We start from the raw sequence: 22,869 nt of genomic DNA, 5'->3' as shown, positions 1-22,869 counted from the left end.
ACTCTGGTCTGTGCCGCTAGTCGATACCGCTAGAGCGAGGAATCAGCACCGATAGGAGGCAACGGGGGTTCCAAGGGGGCGATTAGCCCCTTTGGTTGCCGTCGCCAACGCGACAAAGTTCAGGAAAAAACCGTATTTAGATTAATTGATAACAATCAAACTCGAATAAAACCGAGAAAAAAGAAAGACCCGCATCTGCGGGCCTTTTGTTTAGTCTTTGTTGCCTTAGCGATTAAGCTCCAGCGTCACCGCCGGGGTTGAAAGCTCGGTCACCGTCGGGTGCACCTGGCGGATGTACTCAATAAAGGCCTGGGCATCGGAGCTGCAGCGGATCTCCACCAGCTCACACTGGGGCTGACCATTGGGGTACACCGCCGCATAGCCGTCACCCTGACGCACCACCTTGCTTACCGGGTAGGCCTTGACCTGATCATTGAGGAAGGCGATGTCCATCCGCTCCACCCATTGGGACTGCGCCCGGAACAGAGCATCCCAGTCGTCGTTGCCGTTGGCGTTGTAGTTGGTGGTAACGATGGTGTAGTGAGCACGGGGATCCAGCGCTTCCCACTTTGCCTCATATTGACCCTCGCGACGTACCTCGACACTCACCAGCTCACCCTCAACTTGGGCGCTGGTCTCAACGAAGTGGTAACGCAGGCCGCCGCCATAGGGGAACTTGCCCTTGTGGGCATCATCCGCCAGGGATTTGGTAACGGTGTTCTCGATCATCTCGATGATGGCCGAGCCCGGCACCTTGAGGATCGACAGGTAGTTGGAGAACGGCAACAGTTCCATCGAGGCCGAACCCTCGTAGTAGACCCCTTCATCCAGGCTGGTGCGGATCCCACCGGCACCCACCAGGGCAAAGTCCACGGTCATGCCGCTGGCCTCCTGCACTTCCGGCAGGTTGGCAAAATACAGTTGAGACTCTGCCACCAGCGGGGCGACGCGGGAGCCGTGCTGGTCAACACCACCGTCGTGGGGACGGCGTTCGTGCACCAGGCTCTCCGGGATCTGACCGATGATCTCGCCATAGGCGGCGGTCAGCTCCGGCCGGTAGGCCTGGTCGATGTGCGCACGCAGTTCGGCGTCCTCGGCCACCTTAGCGATGTTCGGCTCCGCCTCAACAAAAGCGTTGACGCTATCCAGAGCCTCACCGGTCAGGGCTTGCTGGTGCTGGCCATCAGCGAAGAAGCGGTCGTCACTGAGCAGGGTGTTGCCACCGATGCATTGGGTCAGGGCGCCGTTTTCATCAAAGCCCAGCTGCGCATGGCCCACCGCCTGGGCGTATTGCCCGGCCTGGACCACGCAGGTCTGGTGGCCATTAGGGCCGGTGATCACCTCGGCATACTGGCCACCATCGCCCCAACCGATATTGGAGAAATCCCCCAGCAGGGAGTGGGAGTGGCCACCGACAATGGCATCGATCCCCTCCACGTTGCGGGCGATCGCCTGATCCCGGGCCAGACCCAGGTGGGTCACGGCGACAATGGTGTTGATCCCCAGCGCCTGGATCTCCTCCACCACCGCTTGTGCGGTCTCGATCTCGCCGGAGAAGGTCACCTCACCTACGTGGGGGGAGATGCTGGGCATGTCTTCCAGTACCAGACCCAGTACCGCCACCAGTTGCTTGTCCTGAGGCAGCGCATCGGTGTCAGTGATCAGGGTCTTTTGGTTACCCTCAAAGGCATACACCACGTAGGGGAACAGGTTGCTGCTGTCCTTCAGATCCGGATCGGCACTGACGTCCATGTTGGCGCCCAGCATCGGGAAGTTCACGTTGTCGATGAACTGCGCCAGGGTGGCGTTGTTCAAGTCAAACTCATGGTTGCCCACCGCCATGGCGTCCAGCCCCATACGGCTGAGGATGTCGGCGTTCATCTTGCCGTTATTAAGCTTGAAGTAGCCGGTGCCCTGCCAGGCGTCGCCGCCGTGCAGGAACAGCAGGCCCTGGTCGTGCTGCTCGGCCGCCGCCTTGATGGCATTGACCTGGGTCAGCAGACGCGGGTGACCGCCAAAGCGGGTGTACACCGGGTCAGTGCCGATGGCATCGCTGCTCAGGCTGCCCGCCACCGGGTCAAAGTTGGAGTGGGTGTCGTTGATGTGGGCGACACTCAGGCTGAAATGGGCCTGGGCCGGCTCGGAAAAGCGTACCTCACCGGGGTACTGCTCAGTGGTCGCTGCCTGAATCGGCGCTACCTGAGCCGGGGCCGCTTGAATCGGATCTGCCTGAGTCGGCACCGCCACGGTTGCCTCGGCGATCGGCTCAGCCTTCACCTCTGGCTCGGTCGGCTCTGCAGCGACCTCAACCGTTTCCGGCTCGATGGTTTCAGCCATCGGCTCGGGCTCGGCGGACGCCTGCGCCTCGGCCTGCTCTACCGGCTCGGCTTGCACTGCTTCAGTGGCCTTAGGCTCAGCGGGACGATGGCTGAGAAACTCGGGTTTGGCCTGTTCGCCACACCCGGTCAACGCCAGGGTGAGGGCAATGGCCCCGGCGGAAAAGTGTCTGGGCTTCATCATGTCGTTGTTCATCATTTTGGGCGGTCGCAGGGTACCACAGTCGCCCCTTCCGACCGAGGCCAGAAGGCGAAATTCTCCACACCAGCAAGGGTTTGGTAACAGTTGCGCAACAGTGTCAGGCAAAAAAAACGGCTCTGCTTAAAGTAGGTCTCGGACTTCATACGACCTCTAATTGGAAACAACTCTTCGTGCCCCCTCAGCACTTCGCCGACTTGGAGTCGCTCGAACGAAGTGCTCTAAAGCCAGGTTGAGGGCCAGGATGGCCCGAGTGGCTTGCGGAGACAGGGATGTCGACTCAAGCCAGAGCCGCAGACTTAGAGCACGGGAGTGAGGGTTAGCGACGACCGGAGGCAGGCGGGGGTTCCAAGGGGGCGGAACGCCCCTTTGGTTGCTGCCGGCAACCCGGCAAAGCTTTTGCCAGCAAATGGGACAGAAGCCATTAGCCTCTGTGGAAGAACAGATAATTCCGGCGAAGCCAAAAAAAACGGCTTCCCTTGGGAAGCCGTTTTTCTATGCAAAGGGATCAGATCTCAATGCCGCGACGCTTGGCTACATCCTCGATGTAGGACAGCCAGCCTTCGACGCTGCTCTTGAGACGCTCCTCCTTCATCGCTAGCTTGGCCTGCTTCTTCGCTTCAACATATTCGTCGAGGAAGAAGTGGGTCTGGGCCAGCTGCAGGCGGATAGCACCTTCGTTCTCCAGCTCTTTGCCTTCCAGTGCCTTCACCAGGTAGACCTTGGCTTCGTCGAAGCGCTCTTCCTGAACCAGCAGGTTTGCGGTACGACGGTAGTCGCGGCTCAGGCCACTGAGCTCCGCGGTCTCACCAAAGTACTGGATAGCCAGGGCGGTTTCCCGCGCCTGGAAGTAGGCGCTGCCGATACCGCGCAGCACGTCTTCGTCCCGCTCCAGCAGTTCACGCTCAAGCGCAAACTCCTGGATAACCGCAGAGCTGTAGGGCAGTTCGCGCTGCAGCATCAGCTGAGACAGCAGGCGCAGTTCGCTGCCGCTGTCCAGCAGGTCATTGCGGAACGCCATGTCCAGGGTGTAGAGCGCACGCTGGTTGTCCTCGGCCAGCAGGTACAGCTGAGCCAGCTGAACCCACAGTTTGGCGTTGTCCGGGAAGTGAACCAGCAACTGCTCCAGCTCACCCGCGGCTTCAGCGAACTTCTTCTGCTCGTAGTAGGCACCCATCTTCAGCAGGTAGATGTTGCGATCCGGCTCGCCTTTGGTGCGCAGGGCATCATCGGCGTAACGGATCACGTCATCGAACTGCTTCAGCTCAGAGCTCGCCACGGCCATACGCAGGTAGACCATGTCGTTCTCGTCACAGGTGAACGCCATCCACTCCTGGAAAGCGGCCAGGGACACTTCATACTGCTCGTTCTGAACTGCCAGGTCGCCTTTCAGGCGCAGCAGCTGACCGTGGTCCTGGTTGCTCAGGATGTTGGCGGCCAGGGCCGCGTTGATGCGCTCCTGGGCCAGCTCCTGACGCTCCTCTTGAGCCGCAGCCAGGTTAGCGATGAAGCGGTTAACGTAGGCCTTGTCGTACTCGCTGCGCGGGCTCAGGCCCAGCAGGACTTCGATCGCCTCGTCCACCTTCTCTTCGTCGTACAGATCGAAGGCACGCTGGATGCTACGACCGACACGCTCGGAAGCAGCACGGCCTTCACGCTCCTGCACCACACACTGGCCTTCGCTGGCCAATGCCTGTACCGGCGCGCCCACCAGGGCAGCAGCGGCAGCCAGGCTCAACAGGGTCTTTTTCATTTTCATGCTCAGTCTCCCTGCTTAGTTGGCCAGTTCGAAGTCGAGACGGACGGTCTGGTTCGCCTGACGAACCGGGCTACCATCTTCCACCTTCGGGCGGTACTTCCAGCGGCTCAGGGCCTGAACCGCTTCGCGGTCAAACACCCGGCGCGGTTCCGCTTCCAACACCTTGATGTCGGTAACGCCACCGACTTCGTCGATGGTGAAGCCCATGATCACGTAGCCCTCGATGCGGCGACGAGCGGCATCAGCGGGGTAGCGCGGTTCGATACGAACGATGGGCATCGCCTCACCGCTGCCTCCAAAGGCACCCGGACCACCCAGATCGGCGGACACACCGCCTGCCACGTTGGCGCTGGGCAGATTCAGGGCAAAGGAGTCAGCAGAGCTGGTGTCCATGTCCATATCCATCTGCGGGATCTCCGGCGGCTGTTCCGGCTCTTCCGGCGGCGTCGGCAGGACTCGCTGACGCTGCTGCGCGTTGGAGTCCTGGCGATCCATGGTGATCTCGATCGGTGGCAGATCCGGTGCAGCCTCAGGCCGCATGCTGTCGCCACTGATCAAATACGCCATAAAGCCAAAGAGGAACAGCGTGACCGTCAGACCGAGTACGGTTGCGATCAGTGCTCTTATCATTACTTCTGCTCCGCAGATACCGAGATCCGGTCAATGCCAGCGGCCTTAACCTGATCCATCACCTTCACGACGATGCCGTGTTTGGCTGCCTGGTCCGCCTGGATCATCACCTGGGCTTCCGGAGACTCGGCCAGCATGCGCTCAACGTTTGCACGTACGCGCTGGACATCAACCTCACGGTTTTCCATGTAGATCAGGCCGTTCTCAGTTACTGCGATGAAGATGTTCGCAGCAGGCTTAGAGCTGGACTGGGTCGCCTCGGGGCGGTTTACGTCAATACCTGCCTCTTTGACAAAAGAGGTGGTCACGATGAAGAAGATCAGCAGGATGAACACGATGTCGAGCATCGGGGTCATATCTACCTGAGCTTCATCAGAGATAGTTGCAGTCTTTCTACGTGCCATTGTTCACTCTCAGTCGAAGGGCAAGTGATCGTTCAGTTTCTCGTTGGCCATCTTGATCTCGGCATTCAGTCGGGCGCTGAAGAACACGCCAGACAGGGCCGCTACCATTCCCGCCATAGTGGGGATGGTCGCCATGGAGATCCCGGAAGCCATCATGCGGGCGTTACCAGTGCCATGCACTGCCATTACCTCAAACACGTTGATCATTCCGGTTACGGTGCCCAGCAGACCCAGCATCGGACACATCGCTACCAAAGCGGCAATGACGGTCGTGCGGGCGTGCAGCTGGACACGGGCCTGAGACAGCAGGGTTTCGCGTACGCGGTGCGCGGTCCAGGATTTACGCTCCTGGCGCGCGTTCCACTGCTCAATGAGCTGGGCCTGAAATTTTGGGTAGGCGGTTCGCAAGTAGATGAACCGCTCCAACATCAGGATCCAAGTCACGGACAGGGCCGCGGCAACCAACCAGAGGACATCGCCCCCGGTGGCCATGAAATCCCTGACTGACTCAAAGAGCACCATCAGGAAATCCATACTTACTTGCTCCCTTTCTCAGCGTGAGCAGCGATCAGGCCGGTGGACTGAGCGTCGATCACTTCCTGAACCGCCTTAGCACGGCTGGAAACCAGGGCGTGCATCAGCAGCAGCGGCAGTGCCGCAACCAGACCCAGAACGGTGGTTACCAGCGCCATGGAGATACCGCCGGCCATGATCTTCGGGTCACCGGTACCGAACAGGGTGATGTTCTGGAAGGTGGCGATCATACCGGTCACGGTACCCAGCAGACCCAGCATCGGGGCGATGGCAGCCATCACCTTGATCAGGCTGATGCCCATCTCGAGGCGCGGGGACTCCTTGAGGATGGCCTCGTCGACCTTCAGCTCCAGGGTTTCGTTGTCCACGTTGCGGTTGTCGTGGTACGCCTTGATCACACGGCCCAGGGCGTTGTCACCCGGGTTTTCCATGTCTTTGATCTGAGCATCGATCTTGCGGCCTTCGATGAACAAGACCACCAGGCGCCACAGTGCCAGCAGCATGCCCAGAACCAGCATCACCAGGATGATCTTACCCACCAGACCACCGTGTTCGATGTGCTCGCTCAGGGTCGCTTTCTGGGTGTAGATGGCCAGCAGCGGACCGCGGGACGGGTCAACGTACAGCTCAACCACGTCGCCGTTGTTGCCGCCTTCGAAGTTGCGAACGGTGGCAACCTTGTGGCTTTCCGGCTGACGACCCAGCTCGATGATCTTGCCGGTCTCGGTGTTGTATTGCAGGTAGTTACCGTTGGCCATCAGGTTGAAGGCACCGACACGGGTTACGGTCTGGTCAACGGTCTCGCCGTCAACGTTGATGACCGGAGCGGTAAACTCGGACACCTTGGCGGTCTGAGTCATCTCGGTTTGCAGACCGATCCACAGCTCTTCCAGCTCGGTGATGGTCGGCAGTTCCTGGGCTTGAGCGATGGCGGCGATTTCCGCATCACGACCCGGGAACTCGGCAGAGATCAGGGACATGTTCAGGCCACCGGCCAGGTCACCAGAGACCTGACGTACCACACCGAACATCTCGCCCAGGTTACCTACGGCGTTGGACAGGTCGTTCTCCAGTTGGTTGAGCAGACGCTCACCTTCCATGAACTCCTGGGCCAGGTTCTCGCCGCGAGTGGTCTCTTCGGCGTGCTCACGCTCGGCCTGGTTAACCAGGGCCTTGCGGTCGGCGTTAACGGCAGTAAAGGCCGCTTCACGCTCGGCGTTGATCTTGGCTTCCGCAGCGCGGGAAGTCTTTACGTTGTTCAGCAGCTGGTCCAGGGTCAGACCGCTGGCAGCAGTATCAGCGTGTACCGGCAGGACAAAGGAGGCCGCCAGAACTGCAGTAGTGATCAGCTTTTTCATCGTTTCTCTCACTTAGCAACTTTGATCGGCAGTTTGATCAGGTCCGGAGCAGACTGTTGGTTTGCCATGGCGATGGCTTTGGACAGGTCGCGCATCTGGCCGCTTTGCATGGCGTTCCAATTGCGGGCGTCGTTGTCCCATACCCAACCGCGGGTCTGGTCCAGGGATTGCGCCATGAAGGAAACACGGCCAGCGTAGAAGTAATCTACAACCAGCTCTTCACCGTCGATCTCCAGGGTGCCACGGTAGCTACCGATGCGAGTGCCGTACTCGTTCTCGATCTGGTAGGCCTCGAGGATCAGGCGGTACTTCTCAGCGGTGGAGGTGTTGGCCTCGTCCATCACGTCATGCAGACGCTGGATACGGTCGGCACGCTCGTCGGCCAGGAAAGGCACGTCGATCTGCACGAACTGATCGATGGTGTCGATCATGCGGTACATCAGCGGCACAACACCCTGGGCGGTGGCCTGGATGCCGGCGATCTGCTGACGCAGGGATTCGTGGGCGCGCTTTTGATCTTCAACCAGACGGGCAACGTGGTCGTTATAGGCACGCAGAGTTTCGGTCTCATCTACTTTGCGACGGTAATCACCCAGCAGGTCCTGGTTCTGATCGTCCAGCTTGTCGATGGTTGCCTGAGTGCGGGCAGCAGCATCGTGGATCTGCTTGTCGGCATCTTGAAGCTCGCTGATGGCGTCTGAGGCCACCGCAACGCCGCCGAACGACAGCGCGATGCTGGCGGCCAGGGCGGAGAAAGTTTTGGCTTTCATGGTAATTAAACAACCCAAGTGAGTAGGAAACAGAAAGAGGAACTAATCCTCTTCTTTAAAACTGGCGGATTAGTGCTCTTTAACCGGGGCCGAATTTTCTGATACCCGTTCTCATTTGTCGAGCTACAACCACTAGTGATCGTGACGAATGTAGGTGTATTTCTCCAGCAATATGCGCTGGATCTCACTTTTTGCTTAAATTGGAGACATAAGCACAATTTGAATGGCATTCCTGAAGGTTTAATACAGAAATGTGAGGCGCATCCTTTACAGCCGAGATCCCTAGCGGGGATGCTGGGTCGACACAGAAACGTCACCAATTTTTCATCGTTCTAATTTGAGAACACTGCGTTCTCACCAGATAACAGAATCTAACAGCGATATTCACTCATTTATTGAGTTTTTATGCAGTTAGCCTTCACATGCGCCGTTCGTGGATTCCTGCCGTAACCCCCCGATTCAGCTCATGTTCAGCTAGAAAACCCAGCCATTTTGTATCCGCCTGGCAGTGCATCAGTGCCAATTTGAACTTTTTAGGCGGTTATATGGTCCGCAGCAACACCCAACAAAATAATTAACAAAGCGCCCACCTAGCGGTTACCAACACAACCTCCACGAAATAAAATTCGACCGATTTTATTGGCTGTATAAAAGGGCCGAAACTGGCGTAAGTAGCCAAAATAAATATTTCTGCAATAATGCCGCCGCAAATTCTTCGGGGTCACGCCACGGCGTGGTTTTCCACAAAATAAATCCAAAACACAATCGGATTCTTTTTACTGTCTATGAACGCCAAGAAGATGTTTAAGCCGAGCCAATTGGCTCTGGCGACTGCCTTTGCTCTGGGTCTTGCCGGCCAAGCCGCTGCAAGTGAAACCGCCTCCAACATGCGTGGTGCCATCGTAGGTCCGAACGGCCAAGCCGTGACCGACGCCGCCATCACCATCATCCACCAGCCGACCGGCACCGTGACCGAAGTCACCGTAAACGAAAACGGTAACTTCAACGCTCGTGGCCTGCGTGTGGGTGGCCCCTACGCGGTGATCGTGTCCTCCGACACCTACCAGGACGAGTACCAGGAAGGCCTGTACATCGGCGTTGGTGAGACCCTGCGTTTCAACTCCCAGCTGCAAACCAACGAAGGTGTTGAGCGCATCACCATCACTGGCAGCGCCCTGCCGTTCCGTACCGGTGGTTCCAACTCCGAATTCGGTGAAGACGACATCGCCAACGCCCCGGGCACCAGCCGCGACCTGAAGGACGTTCTGCGTCAGAACGGCATGGTGAACGTAGATGCCAGCGGCACCATGTCTGTTGCCGGTATCAACCCCAAGTTCAACAGCTTCGTGGTTGACGGTGTACAGCAGAATGATGACTTTGGTCTGAACTCCAACGGCTACCCGACCCAGCGCTCCCCGATCTCCATCGACGCTGTTGAGTCCGTGGCCCTGAACGTGACCCCCTACTCTGCTCGTTACGGCGGCTTCTCTGGCGCCCAGGTGAACGCGGTAACCAAATCCGGTACCAACGAGGTATCCGGTACCATGTTCTACGAGTACAGCTCCGATTCCCTGTCCGGCAGCGAAGAAGAGTTCAGAGAGACCACCTGGGGTGCCACCCTGGGCATGCCGCTGATCAAGGATCGTCTGTTCTTCTTCGGCTCCTATGAGCGTTTCGATGAGCCGAGCACCGTAGATTACCGACCGGGTGAGAACCACGGCGTTTCTCTAGACGAAGCTGAGCGCATTCGTGACATCGCCAACCGCGTGTACGGCATCAACGACATCGGAAGCTGGGACTACGACACCGACACCAAGGATGAGAAGATCCTGGCCAAGCTGGACTGGAACATCAACGACGACCATCGTGCGTCCTTTACCTACCAGCATACCGACGGCTACGACACCCGTAACGACTCTTACGATGCTCGTATCCAGACCGACACCTATGCGTACCAGTTCCGCAATGAGCTGACCACCTACGCCTTTAACCTTTACTCCGACTGGACTCACAACCTGTCTACCGACCTGAAGGTGTCCTACAAGGATCAGCGCAACGAGAGCAACTCTCTGCGCGAAAACGACCTGGGTCAGATCAACGTTCAAACCGAAAGTGGTGAGTTCCGATTCGGTACCGAAAGTAACCGCCACGCCAACGAGCTGGACAACCAGAACCTGGAGCTGCGTTTCGTTGCTGACTACCAGCTGGGTGACCACGCTCTGGCCTTTGGTGTTCAGCACAACCGCCTGCACATTTTCAACCTTTACGCCAACGACTCTCGAGGCCAATGGACCTTCGCCAGCATCGACGATTTTGAGAACCGTCAACTGGACTTCTTCCGAGAGAGCGGTGACTTCAATTACGAAGCATTCAAATGGCAGGGGACTGCCTCTGGTGACATCAACGACGGTGCGGCTGAGTTCGACATGAACACCACTGCCCTGTTCGTGGAAGACACCTGGGACGTGAACTACGACCTGGAGCTGACCTTCGGCCTGCGCTACGAGCGTCACGACATGAACGATCGTCCGGAGCTCAACCAGAACTTCGTTGATCGCTACGGTTTCGACAACACCGCGACCTTTGACGGCCAGGACATCTGGCTGCCGCGTGTGGGCGCCAAGTACCAGCTGACCGACAACGTCAGCCTGCGCGGTGGCGTTGGCCGCTTTGCCGGTGGTTACCCGAACGTTTGGATGTCCAACTCCTTCCAAAATGACGGCTATACCCTGCTGCGCGGCGACCTGAGCAATCTGCCTGCCGGCATGTTTGACCCGAGAACTGGCCAATGGCTGGGTGATCTGGCACTTGCCGATGACATGCATAAGTACTTGGAGCCGGGTGACGGTTACGTGAACGCGCTGGACCATGACTTCAAGTTGGCCTCTGACTGGCGTTACAGCGTCGGCTTCGATGCCACCCTGGACCTGGGTGCGATGGGCGACGACTGGTACTTCGGTGGTGAGTTCCTGCACATCATGCGTGAGAACGACATTAAGTACGTAGACCTGGCTCGCCAGGCTGTTACCGACGCTGACGGCAACGTGCAGACCGACTTCATGGGTCGTACCCTGTACCGCCACTACGACGCACTGGCAGACGACCCCTACAACACCAACCGCTACGACCTGCTGCTGACCAACGCCGACGAAGACGGCTACTCTCAGGTACTGAACCTGTCCCTGAGCAAGCAGTTCGACAACGGCCTGCGCTTTGCCACCTCCTACACCTTCCAGAACGTAGAAGAGGGCAACCAAGGTAGCTCCTCGCAGGCAAGCTCCAACTACCAGTACGTCGTGAGTGACTTCGACCGTCACAGCACCAACCTGGGCACCAGCCCATACGAGATTCCGCACCGTATCACCCTGACCTTGGGCTACGATGTAGAGCTGTTTGCTGGCTACAACTCCAGCTTCAACCTGTTCTACGAAGCGAAGTCTGGCGACAACTACAGCTACACCATGTCTCAGAAAGGTGGCTTCGACTCCCGTAACCTGGAGACCGACTACCTGGCCTACATTCCGTCTGCCGATGACGTTGCCTCTGGCCGCGTAGTCTTTGCTGACGGGGTTGAGCAGAAATTCTGGGATATGATCGAAGACAAAGGCCTGATGGGTAAGCAAGGTCAGATGCTGACTAAGGGTGACCAGAGCCTGGATTGGACTCACCGTATGGACTTCCGCTTCCTGCAGCAGATCCCTGGCGTTATCCCGGGTCACAAAGCAGAACTGTACTTCGACATCAAGAACGTACTGAACCTGCTGAACAGTGACTGGGGCGAGTACGCTTACAGCCGCTTTGGTAGCACCTCTCTGTACAACTACGAGTACCTGGATGCAGACACCATCATGATTACCCGCGCCAATGACTTCTACGACGTAGAAACCATTGACGAGCGCGCTTCCAACTGGGAAATGAAACTGGGTGTTCGCTACCGCTTCTAAGCGTGAGCAGATAGAATGCAACCGGCCCGAAAGGGCCGGTTTTTTTGCATTAAGGAATCATTACAATGCGATTGATTTTCGGACTTATTTTCGCCGCGGTTCTGGCCGGCTGCAGCAGCAATGAACCGGCCAGCGAGGCCCGCAAGCCACACCTGCTGCTGGTCTCCATCGACGGCTACCGCTACGATTACACCGAGCTGCACCAGCCGCCGTTTCTGAGCCAGTTTGAGCAGCAGTCAGCGATGGTGGAACGGATGGCACCGAGCTACCCCACCAAGACCTTCCCCAACCACCTGACCCTGGTCACCGGCCTGCTGCCGGAGAACCATGGCATCGTCTCCAACGGTTTCCACAACCCGGCCCTGGGCGAGGACTACTTCCTGTCCCGCGCTGAAGCGGTAACCAACGGCGACTTCTACGACGGCGTGCCGCTGTGGTCTTTGGCCGCCAGCCAGCAAATGAAGTCCGCCACCTACTTCTGGCCCGGCAGCGAAGCCGAGATCGCCGGCTTCCGCCCGGACTACTGGGTGCCCTACAACCACGTTGAGGACTACCAGATCCGCATCGACCAGTTGGTGGAGTGGTTCCAGCTGCCGGATGACGAACGTCCCCAGTTTATGACCCTCTACTTCCACGAGGTCGACAGCCAGGGCCACTACCACGGTGCCACCTCCGAGCAGGCCCGCGATGCCCTGCACAAGGTGGATGCCGCCCTGTCCCAGCTGGTGGAGCGCCTCAATGCGGTGGCCGACGAGCAGAACCTGGATCTCAACATCATCATCACCTCGGATCACGGCATGCTGGATCTGGAAAAGCTGGATCGCGTCTACATGGACGAGGTGATGGCCCAGGAGCCGGGTCTGTCCGAGCGCATGCGTCTGATCGGTACCGGCCCGGTGACCCAGATCTACGCCCAGGGCGACGACAAGCAAGCAGATCTGGACAAGATGATCGCCCTGTTCCAGGACATCCCTAACGTTGAGATCTACAAGCGCGAAGATATCCCGATGCGCCTGCGCTTTAAGGGCCACGTGGCCATCGGTGACGCCATCATCCTCAGCAACCGCGGCTACCTGGACTTCGCCGAGAAGCCCAGCAGCTTGGTGGGCAACCACGGATTCGAAACCGCCGAGGTGCCGGAGATGAATACCTTGCTGATGGGTGTCGGGCCGGCCTTTGAGTCCGGTGCACGCATCGAAGCGGCGGACAACATCCATGTCTACCCGATGATGGCGCAGATCCTTGGCCTGACCATCGAGCACGAGATCGACGGTGACGAAGAGGTACTCCAGCCGCTGCTGGCTAAGTAACCCCTCCCCCGCTACTACTGATAGGGCGGCCCTGCTGGGTCGCTTTATTTTCAAGTGAGTTGCCGACTTAGTTATCGGCTTAGCCATCGATTTTGCTATCGGAGTCCGTTATGCGCCTCTGCGCGATGTTGCTCTCCCTGTTCTGGCTGACCAGTGCCACCGCCGAGCAGCCACCCCATCTGCTGCTGATCTCCATCGACGGCTACCGCCACGATTACAACGCCTTGCACCAGCCACCCTTTCTCAGCCAGTTTGAGCAAGAGGCTGCGCTGGTCAAACAGCTGGTACCCGCCTACCCCAGCAAGACCTACCCCAACCACCTGACCCTGATCACCGGACTGCGGCCGGAGAACCACGGCATCGTCTCCAACGCCTTCTACAGCCCGGAGCTGGACCGAGACTACAGCTTGAGTGATCGCAGCGCCGTTACCGACGGCCGTTTCTACCAGGGGATGCCGCTGTGGGGCTTGGCCAAACAGCAGGGGATGCGCTCCGCCAGCTACTTCTGGCCCGGCAGTGAGGGGCCGATTGCCGGGCTGCAACCGGATTACTGGTTCCCCTACCAACACACCGAGCGCTTCGCCAAGCGCATCGACCAGGTGGTGGCCTGGTTCTCCCTGCCCGAATCGGAGCGGCCCCAGTTTGTCTCGCTCTATTTTCACCAGGTGGATACCGCTGGCCACCGCTTTGGCCCCGAGGCCAAGCAAACCGGTGATGCCCTGGCCAAGGTGGACGCCGCCATCGCCGAGATTCATGAGCGCCTGAGCCAGTTGGATTACCCCATCAATGTCGTGATCACCGGCGATCACGGCATGCGGGATGTCACCGCGCTCGAGCGGATTCGCATCGACCGTATCCTGTCGCAGCAACCCGCGCTGGCCAAACGACTGCGCCTGATGGGCACTGGTCCCTTGACCCAGATTTATCTGCAAGGGGAGAATAAGGAGGCGGATCTGGCGGCGCTGGAGCAGCTGTTTGCCGACCAGGCTGAGCTGGAGTTCTACCGCCGTGAGGCGATCCCGTTACGGCTGCGCTTCAAAGGCCACACCGCCATCGGCGACGCCATCGTACTGAGCAACGAAGCCTACCTGACCACAGGGCCCAGCTTGATCCGCTCCCGCGGTGATCACGGCTTCGAGCCAGCGGCGGTGCCCCAGATGCACACCCTGCTGATGGCCCAAGGCCCGGCCTTTCAATCCGGTGCCCGGATAAGCCAGGCGGACAACGTGCACGTCTACCCACTATTGGCTGACGCATTGGGGCTGACCATCCACCAACCCATCGACGGTGATCGCCAGGTACTGTTGCCACTGCTGGCCAAGTAAAAGGTTCAAAGGGCAGCGGCGGCGCGTTGCCCCTTTGGTAATACACTCCGAGCTCGATTGACTCGGCGCCTTTTTCATCAATCTGCCAATAAAACCGGGCCGGTTATCGATATAATCTGGGCCAATCCGGGCTGGTGTCGATGCCGCTCACTCACTCCATCAGGCTGTACGCAGCCACACTGAGGAAACACCGCTATGCGCCTGGGCGCTCTACTGATCTCTCTACTGAGCTCGCTGCTCCTGTTGGCTGGCTGTGCCACCAATTCGGAGGACAGCAAGCAACCCCACCTGCTGCTGATCTCCATCGATGGCTACCGCTACGATTACACCGAGCTGCACCAGCCGCCGATGCTGTCCGAGTTTGCCAAAGACAGCGCCATGGTTGAACGCTTTACCCCGGCCTACCCGACCCTGACCTTCCCTAACCACGTAACCCTGGTCACCGGCCTGCTGCCGGAGCACCACGGCATCGTCGCCAACGGCTTTTACAGTCCGGAATTGCAGGAGTACTACTCGCCTGGCAAAACCGATAACGACGGCCGATTCTATGGCGGTGTGCCCTTATGGTCGTTGGCGGAAAGCCAGGACATGAAGGCCGCCACCTACTTCTGGGTTGGCTCTGAGGCAGAGATCGCCGGCTACCGCCCCAGCTACTGGAAGCCCTTTGTCTACATCGAGGATTTCCAGATCCGGGTAGACCAGGTGGTCGACTGGTTTGCCCTGCCACAGGACGAGCGCCCACAGCTGGTTACCCTCTACTTCAGTGAGGTCGACAGCGCCGGCCACCGCTTTGGTCCGGACGCGCCACAGACCCGCGACGCCCTGCATAAGGTCGATGCCGCCCTGGCCCAGCTGTTTGCGCGCCTGGATGAACTGTCCGAGCAAGAGGGTTTGGACATCAACATCATCATCACCTCGGATCACGGCATGGCCAATGTCGAAGATGACCCGCGCTACAACGTGGATGACGTACTGCGCGACCACCCGGAGTTGAAGGAGAAGTTCCTGATCCGCGGCACCGCAGCGGTGTACAACATCCACAAGCAGGACGGCGCCACCGACGCCGATCTCGAGCAGATCGTCGCGCTGTTCAACGCCACTGATGGGGTAGAAGCTTTCCAGCGCAATGACGTGCCACTGCGTCTGCGTTTCAAAGGCCACAGCGCCGTAGGCGACGCCATCATCGTTACCAACGATCACTACCTCACCTACGACGGTGCCCGTCCTGGCCCCATCGGCATGCACGGCTATGAGACGGCGGCGGTGCCGCAGATGAACACCCTGATGATGGCCCGTGGCCCTGCCTTTGAGCCTCACGCCCGCATCGAGCAAGCAGACAACATCCACCTCTACCCGCTGATGGCGGAGATCCTCGGGCTCACCATCGAACAACCCATCGATGGTGAGCTGGCACCACTGGCGCCGCTGCTGGCTCGCTAAGCGAACCTGAATCCAACGCAACGACCACTCAGGCATCAAGCAAACGGGGCGCCCAATCGGGCGCCCCGCTTTTTTCTCATTTCACACGTTCTCGCTCAATTCACTGCCAAATCGCTCAAAATCCCTGCAGGTTGCCGCCCAGAACTCCTTTTAAATACCCGCGCAATATAATAATCCCCACTCTACAGAACCTCACACATATTCACGTTCCAGGTCGGCTATGGCTCGTCAGAATAATAAAAAGCCACCAACAAAAAAGTCTCACAAGCAATTTCAGTTAGTGTAAAGCAGGGAAAATTACGGCAAATAACTCTGGGTACTTTTCCTAACCTTTTCTGTCAGTTACCTGTAACACTCCTGTCTTTTCATTGACTTAAAAACTTACCAGGCGCCAGATCCCATAATGACACTTGATTGCGCCAGGTTACGGTTCGTTTTACATTTCTCTCGAATTCTGTGAATTCAACTTCTAGGCAGTGCACTAAAAAAACAAAGCAATCTGGCCTGGCAATCACAATGCTTCACGGCCTGCTTTGATAAAAAGATAAAATAGGTTGTTACATGCGCAATTCCGTGTTGACTCTCACCCCCGTAGCAGCGGCCATCGCCCTACTGCTTCCCCATGCCGCCCAGGCGAACGACACCCCCAATGACAGCGAGTTCCAGGACGTCGAGGTGATCCGCGTCAGTGGCACCCGGGCCAGCCTGAGCCAGGCAATGAACGACAAACGCTTCGCCGATGGCCAGGTGGACGTGATCGCCGCCGAGGACATCGGGGTGATGCCGGATCCGGACATCGGCGACTCCCTCGAGCGTGTCGCCGGGGTACAGGTACAGCGCGACGAGACCGGCGTCGCCAACGAGGTGAACATCCGTGGCCTGCCCGGCTACATGACCAAGGTGCTCTACAACGGCAACGAGATCTCCACCGCCATCAACCCCAACCGCAACTTCTCCTACGACATCATGCCCTCGGCCTTTGTCTCCTCGGTATCGGTGCAGAAAAGCAGCTCGGCGGATCTGAAAGAGGGCGGACTGTCCGGTACCGTCGACATGCGCAGCCACCGCGCTTTCGACGCCGATGGCCGGGTAACCCGGGTGATTGGCAAGACCACCAACGGCAGCAACAGCGACGAGTGGGGGCCGGATCTGACCTTCCTGCACTCCGACACCTTTGCCAATGACACCGTCGGCCTGGCCTTTGGGGTGAACTACCTCAAGGAGTACAACTTCACCCAGTCCAGCACCTCCAACCCCCACGGCAACAAAATGTTCGAGGATGACGATGGGAATGAGATCTTCACCACCCCGGAGATCCGCGCCGAGCTGAAGGACGCCGAACGGGAGCGAGGGGCTGCCTTCGTCAACCTGGAACTGCGTCCCACCGACAACCTGACCCTGTTCGCAGAGAGCTTCTACACCAAGTACAACTACGCCGAGAACCGCAAGCGCCATGTGTTCCGCACCAACGTCAATAGCGTTGGCCTCGGAGATGTGGAAGATACGGTCATCATCGACGGTAAGGAGTACCTCACCCGCGGTACCTTCACCGAAGTGGTCAACCACACCGACTACAACACCCTGGAGAAGGACTCCGACATCTGGGTCAATACCCTGGAGGCGCAGTATGAACTGGGCGACTGGCAGCTGAGTGCCGGTGCCAACTTCGCTCGCTCCAAGATGGTGTTCGATGCGCCCAACCTGATGATGAATGGCAAGCCGATGGACATGGGCTTTGATTTCCGTGGTCGCAGCGCCATCGATTTCTACTACCCGGATGGGATCGACATGACCGACCCCAACAACTACGACATCTCCAGCATGCGCCTCAACGGTACCCAGCTGGGCTCCACCCGGGAAGCCAACAGCGATAACTTCCGTTTTGATGTCACCCGCTTTACCGAGATCACCCTGGGCGAACTGGCCGTCACCCGCTTCCAGTTCGGCGCCAGCTACACCCAGGAGGAGATGCTTTCGCTGGAGCGACGCGCCAACATGAATAACGCTCACTTCAAAGCGTTTCTTTCTGAAAACGGTCACACCCCGGAGTCCATCGGCTACCTGCTGGCCTCCCCCAGCCGTGGCAGCTGGTTCAACGGCGCCAACGCCAGCAGCGGCAAGCCCCAGGACTTCCTGGCACCGGATCTGAACCGCTTCTTCGACCTGCTTTCGCTGGACGAGTTTGCCCGCTACGCCGACGAGGAGGGATTCCTGTTTGAGACCCCGGACGACCTGTACGAGGACACCTTCGCCGCCTACTTCCGTACCGACTTCGAGTGGGGCTACAACTGGAGCGGTAACGTCGGCGTGCGCTACGTCCGTACCGAGCAGACCAGCATCAAAGAGGACCGGGATTGGACCCAGGGCCTGACCGAGAAGTGCGACTCCATCGGTTGCAACCTGTCTTTGCGCGCCCCGGTAGAGGATCTGCACCTAGGTAAGACCTCGGACTACTGGCTGCCCAGCCTGAACCTGAAGTACACCCTGAGTGACGACATGCTGGTGCGCTTCGGTGCCAGCCGCACCATGGCCCGCCCCAATAAAGAGGACATGGCCGGTACCACCGGGTACAACAACAACGCCAACGTCATCAATGCGCCCAACCCCTACCTGGATCCCTTCCTGGCCAACAACTTCGACGTCAGCTGGGAGTGGTACTACAACGCCAACTCCATGGTGTCCGCGGCCTACTTCTACAAGGGCCTGGACACCCTGGTGACCGTCACCGACACCGAGGTGCTGCTGGATATCTACGACGAGAACGGCGATTACGTGCGCGAGGACTATGTCACCCTGCGTCAGCGCACCAACAGCGAAGATGTGACCCTGCAGGGCCTGGAGCTGGGCTTCCAGACCGCCTTTGATTACCTGCCGGGACTGCTGGCCAACACCGGCTTGAGCGCCAACTACACCTACATCGACAACGACAAGCCGGAGCTGCTGGCGGCGGCGTCGAAGAACAACGGCAACGTGGTGCTCTACTACAGCGAGCGCAAGTTCGATACCCGTCTGTCCTGGACCTACCGTGGCAGCTACCTCAAGGATGCCAAGATCGAGGGCTCCAACAACCCGGCCACCTACTACGGTGCCAGCAGCCGGGTGACCCTGGCCACCTCCTACACCCCGGTGGAGAACCTGCGCTTTATGCTCTCCATCTCCAACCTGTTCGATCAGGATACCGCAGTGATCAACGATGGCGACTTCATCCGTGCCTTCAGCGATAACGGCCGCCGCCTCAATGCCGGCGTGGTACTGAACTTCTAAGCCGGTTTCACAAACCCAAAACGGCGCCACCAGGCGCCGTTTTTATTTCACCCACTTTTTTGATTTTTATGGTTAAGATGGAGACTCTGCCCAACGGAGCCCCGCCATGCTTAGCCAACGCCCCGCCACCCTCGATGACCGGGATTTTCTCTGGTCCCTCAAGCTGCAAGCGATGAAGAACCACATCCAGAGTGTCTATGGCTGGGACGAGCAGGTGCAGCAACGGTTCTTTGAGCAGGGTCTGAACCTGGGGGATACCCGGGTGCTGCTGTGGTATGGCCAGGCCATCGGCATGCTGGAGTTGCAACAAAGCCCCGAGCAGGACTACCTGGCCAAGCTGGAGATCCTACCCTCCTACCAGCGCCGGGGGATCGGCGCTGAGCTTATTACCCAACTGATTGCCAACGCCCAGGCAGATCACAAGCGCTTTGCCCTGCAGGTGTTTCGCATTAACCCCGCGCTGCGGCTCTACCAGCGACTGGGCCTGAGCATCACCGACAGCAACGACACCCACCACCAGATGGCTATAGATCCAGCGCCTCACTCAGGTAATCCAGGAACACCTGGATCCGCCGGGACAGCTGCGACGAGCGGTAGTACACCGCATGGATCTGCTCCCGATCCGGATCCGGCTGCTGAAACGTCGTCAACACCGGCACCAGGGTGCCCGCAGCCAGATCCCGTTTCACCATAAAGCTCGACAGACAGGCGATGCCATTGCCCGCCAGCGCCAGCTGACGGATCACCTCGCCATTACTGGCGGCAAAGGTGGGGCGAAACTCACTCATCCCGGTCAGCGGCCACTGGTTCAATCGTGGCGCATCGGCAAACCCCAACAAGGCATGCTGCGACAGCTCTGCCGGCGTCTGAGGTGTGCCGTGTTCTGCCAGGTACTCCGGTGAGGCGACGATGTGCAGCGGGCTGGTGCCCAGGCGGCGTGCATGCAGCTTGGAGTCCTGCAATCGGCCGATGCGGATCGCCACATCGGTGCGATGCTCCAGCAAGTCGATGTAACCATCGTGGGCGGTCAGCTCCAGCTGGATCTCGGGAAAGCGGCGATGAAACTCAGCCGTCAGCGGCACCAGCTGATGCAGGGCAAAGGGCGCGGCGGCGTCCACCCGCAACCGGCCCGCCGGCGTGCGATCCGGATCCAGCCCCTCTTCGGCCCGCTGCAGCTGCGCCAGGCCCTCGCGTACCCCTTCGACGAAGCGTCGCCCCTCTTCGGTCAGCTCCACCCGCCGGGTAGTACGATTGAGCAAGGTGGTGTCCAGCTGCTGTTCGAGCCGGGCCACCGAGCGGGACACCCGCGCCACCTGCACCTCGGAGGCTTCCGCCGCTGCTGAGAAGCTGCCGGTATCCACCACGCTCAGCAACAGCGCCAAATCATCAGAACGGGTCTTCATTTTTTTGTCCAATCAGCAAAATTACTTAGATTCTACTACTGAACAGGCAAAAGTGGAGGGCTGAGAGAGTCGAACTGAACCCTACTGGACGCTTGATCGAAAAAGGCACCATGTCGGTGCCTTTTCGCCTTCTTATATTTTCTGCATACAGTTAGCAGTATTGATTACGGCTGAGTCGAAGCATCAAGCAACTCAAATGCTGCCACGGAGAACTCATGCTTTTCGGTTTGCGTCACCCCTATACGGACGATGAAGTTGGTGTCCTTAGGGCGACCCGGCAGATCGAAGTTACCGTCCAGCGTATTGGCGCCAAATTCGCGCTTGAACGCTTCATAGCTGGCAAAACTTCCTTTACCGCCGCACCAAACCGAGTCCACTTCCTGCTTGCCTGCCATGTACCAGTCACAACGGAATTGATGACCATCTTGATCCAACAGGTAAATGGAGACATGGGCTTCCTTTGCATCGATGTCGACATTTGGTGAGATGCTTGAGAGAGCCTTAGTACCATCAAAAGCCATGTTGGGGTAGATATCAGCTTGATAGAGCCCCTGGAAATCTGCTTGGTCAATGACGTAGCGCACCTTGCCACTGCTAGCTTCATGAGCGATCAGCGAAGCACCAAAAACTTGATCAGCATCTACTACGGGCTTTACCGCTACCCAGGCCTGTTCAATGCGCCAACTGGAGCCGGTAGCGTTATTGCCGCTGTCACCAAAGCGGACAATGAAATTGGTTTTTCGCTGAGTCCCATCCCATCGATTACTTAACTGCCAGTCGCCGTACTCTTTCGCCAGGCCTTCGAAACTGGTGAACTGTGGATTGGCCGGGCTATCGATGGCGTGATCGGTAATGGCACCGGCATGCTCGCCTGTGAGATACCAGTTGAACTGCTTCTCCTTTCCCTCTTTGTTGAGGTAGATGTTCACCACCACCTCTTTCATCACACTTGTGTCTTCCAGATGCAGCGCGGTTACTGAGAACGCCGCCTGGTAGTCACGCAGGAAGGTGGTGCCATCAAAATGATTGCTAAGGGGGTAGGCATAAGCTTCTTCATCAGACCCACGTACGGTTACCGCCCCGGTGGACGTGTCATGTCCTAAAAGATCCAGTCCGCTCAACTGAGCGGGCTCCAGCACCGGCATCACCCCAGGCTGCAGTTCAATGGGGTCAAACCCCGGATCACCGATGATGATACGACCACTGTCAGGATCGGATACCGGGGTGCCAAAATCGTAGTGGCCACGGGCCAGGAACGGGACCGGGTGATCCTCGAAATAGCCATGGATATCGGTGATCTGGAACACCGAGTCGGCGGTGACGTAAGCGTACAGGTACGGGGATTGGGTCTGCTCCTGCTGCAGTTGTTGCGGCCCGACCGGCGCCAGCTCATCCCGGCAATCTTCTGGCTTGCGCAGGGTACACTTGTCGCGGATCCCCATCATGCCAACCTCATTGACCTTGGTCTCCATCAGCAGGAAGTCGTCCGTGGCGTTGACGGTGACAAAGGCGTAGTGGTGATTGTCCGCTTCGATGGTCACCTTCTGATCTTCCCGATCGATCTCTAGAGGCTCCCCTGGCTTGGTGGCCACGGTGTAGTACTTGAAGTTGGTCTCTGAGGTTTCTACCGCCTCCGGATGGCTCAACACCACCTCGGCAGCCCCCATCACCTCCAGGCTCAAGGTGTCAGACAGTGAAACACCGGTCAGCTGGTAGTCACCACCGAAGCCGTCCACGCTGTCCTTTACATCAATGACATAGCCATCTTCGCGGATGAAGTGGGCGTAGCCCTTGCTGTCACGCACCTCGATCAGCTGGCCCACTCCGGGTAATTGCGGTTGCTCCTCCGCCGGCTTGACCTGTGGGTTCATCTCGCTGATCTCCGGGATCAGGGTCGAAGCCTCCACCAGGCGGCTCTGAGGGGCTGACGCTTCATCGCTGCTGTCGTCAGAACAGCCGGCCAGCAGGGCGGCAGAGATAACGAGGGCTAACGAGGTTTTGTTCATTAGGGGCTTCATATCGTATTCCATACGCTAAAAGGACAAAAAATTTTGCCGAATGGTTTGTGTTCGTGGCGGGCATTATTACGTATGCGATACCGATTGCAATCGACTGTGTGACTTTTGTTGAATCAGATCAAGCTTTTCATCAGCGTGGTGCCAAGGCGTGATCGGGCCTTTAAGTGCGCCATTC

The 22,869-nt window shown here is 58.4% G+C and carries 14 protein-coding genes and 1 pseudogene; 6 read left to right on the top strand and 9 right to left on the bottom strand.

Translation table 11 applies throughout. The annotated features are described in order from the left end of the window. Positions 1-225: 225 nt before the first annotated feature. From BUC04_RS18545 to BUC04_RS18515, 7 genes are all read right to left on the bottom strand, one after another. Entirely contained in the window at positions 226-2,520 is a 2,295-nt protein-coding gene (locus BUC04_RS18545) for a bifunctional metallophosphatase/5'-nucleotidase (protein WP_200804707.1), read from the bottom strand. Positions 2,521-3,043: 523 nt separating this feature from the next. Next, positions 3,044-4,294, bottom strand: a complete 1,251-nt coding sequence (locus BUC04_RS18540) for a tetratricopeptide repeat protein (protein WP_067660158.1) — start codon at positions 4,292-4,294, stop codon at positions 3,044-3,046. Positions 4,295-4,309: 15 nt separating this feature from the next. Further along, complete coding sequence (locus BUC04_RS18535) at positions 4,310-4,924, bottom strand: energy transducer TonB (RefSeq protein WP_067660161.1); 615 nt, start codon at positions 4,922-4,924, stop codon at positions 4,310-4,312. Next, positions 4,924-5,328: an ExbD/TolR family protein gene (locus tag BUC04_RS18530; protein ID WP_067660164.1), complete on the bottom strand. Its 405-nt coding sequence runs from the start codon at positions 5,326-5,328 to the stop codon at positions 4,924-4,926. The genes BUC04_RS18535 and BUC04_RS18530 overlap by 1 nt, the downstream gene beginning before the upstream one ends. 9 nt (positions 5,329-5,337) lie before the next feature. Then, positions 5,338-5,862, bottom strand: a complete 525-nt coding sequence (locus tag BUC04_RS18525) for a MotA/TolQ/ExbB proton channel family protein (RefSeq protein WP_067660167.1) — start codon at positions 5,860-5,862, stop codon at positions 5,338-5,340. Positions 5,863-5,864: 2 nt separating this feature from the next. After that, positions 5,865-7,220, bottom strand: coding sequence for a MotA/TolQ/ExbB proton channel family protein (locus BUC04_RS18520; protein WP_067660170.1), 1,356 nt, complete (start codon positions 7,218-7,220; stop codon positions 5,865-5,867). An 8-nt stretch (positions 7,221-7,228) separates the two neighbouring features. Continuing rightward, positions 7,229-7,990, bottom strand: coding sequence for a DUF3450 domain-containing protein (locus BUC04_RS18515; protein ID WP_067660173.1), 762 nt, complete (start codon positions 7,988-7,990; stop codon positions 7,229-7,231). Positions 7,991-8,775: 785 nt separating this feature from the next. Here BUC04_RS18515 and BUC04_RS18510 point away from each other — a divergent pair. The 6 genes and pseudogenes from BUC04_RS18510 to BUC04_RS24165 form a co-directional block, all read left to right on the top strand. Beyond that, positions 8,776-11,934 carry a TonB-dependent receptor gene (locus BUC04_RS18510; protein ID WP_067660176.1) on the top strand — a complete coding sequence of 1,053 codons (3,159 nt, stop codon included), beginning with the start codon at positions 8,776-8,778 and terminating at the stop codon, positions 11,932-11,934. A gap of 65 nt (positions 11,935-11,999) precedes the next feature. After that, positions 12,000-13,244 carry an alkaline phosphatase family protein gene (locus tag BUC04_RS18505; RefSeq protein ID WP_067660180.1) on the top strand — a complete coding sequence of 415 codons (1,245 nt, stop codon included), beginning with the start codon at positions 12,000-12,002 and terminating at the stop codon, positions 13,242-13,244. A 110-nt stretch (positions 13,245-13,354) separates the two neighbouring features. Further along, complete coding sequence (locus BUC04_RS18500; RefSeq protein WP_067660183.1) at positions 13,355-14,569, top strand: alkaline phosphatase family protein; 1,215 nt, start codon at positions 13,355-13,357, stop codon at positions 14,567-14,569. 195 nt (positions 14,570-14,764) lie between these two features. Next, complete coding sequence (locus BUC04_RS18495; RefSeq protein WP_067660184.1) at positions 14,765-16,009, top strand: alkaline phosphatase family protein; 1,245 nt, start codon at positions 14,765-14,767, stop codon at positions 16,007-16,009. 561 nt (positions 16,010-16,570) lie between these two features. Beyond that, positions 16,571-19,273 carry a TonB-dependent receptor gene (locus tag BUC04_RS18490; protein ID WP_067660187.1) on the top strand — a complete coding sequence of 901 codons (2,703 nt, stop codon included), beginning with the start codon at positions 16,571-16,573 and terminating at the stop codon, positions 19,271-19,273. Positions 19,274-19,379: 106 nt separating this feature from the next. Next, a pseudogene (locus BUC04_RS24165) lies at positions 19,380-19,763 on the top strand (GNAT family N-acetyltransferase); the annotation flags it as partial. A 34-nt stretch (positions 19,764-19,797) separates the two neighbouring features. Here the strand turns inward: BUC04_RS24165 and BUC04_RS18480 are convergent. Then, positions 19,798-20,676 (bottom strand): LysR family transcriptional regulator, encoded by an 879-nt coding sequence (locus tag BUC04_RS18480; RefSeq protein ID WP_067660195.1) that lies wholly within the window; start codon positions 20,674-20,676, stop codon positions 19,798-19,800. Positions 20,677-20,840: 164 nt separating this feature from the next. After that, entirely contained in the window at positions 20,841-22,694 is a 1,854-nt protein-coding gene (locus BUC04_RS18475; protein ID WP_143165790.1) for a hypothetical protein, read from the bottom strand. Positions 22,695-22,869 lie beyond the last annotated feature (175 nt).

Origin of the sequence: Ferrimonas marina, from assembly GCF_900129905.1 — a bacterium.
Taxonomy (GTDB): domain Bacteria; phylum Pseudomonadota; class Gammaproteobacteria; order Enterobacterales; family Shewanellaceae; genus Ferrimonas; species Ferrimonas marina.
The sequence above is the reverse complement of the archived record's forward strand: the minus strand, read 5'-3'. Positions and strand labels throughout refer to the sequence as shown.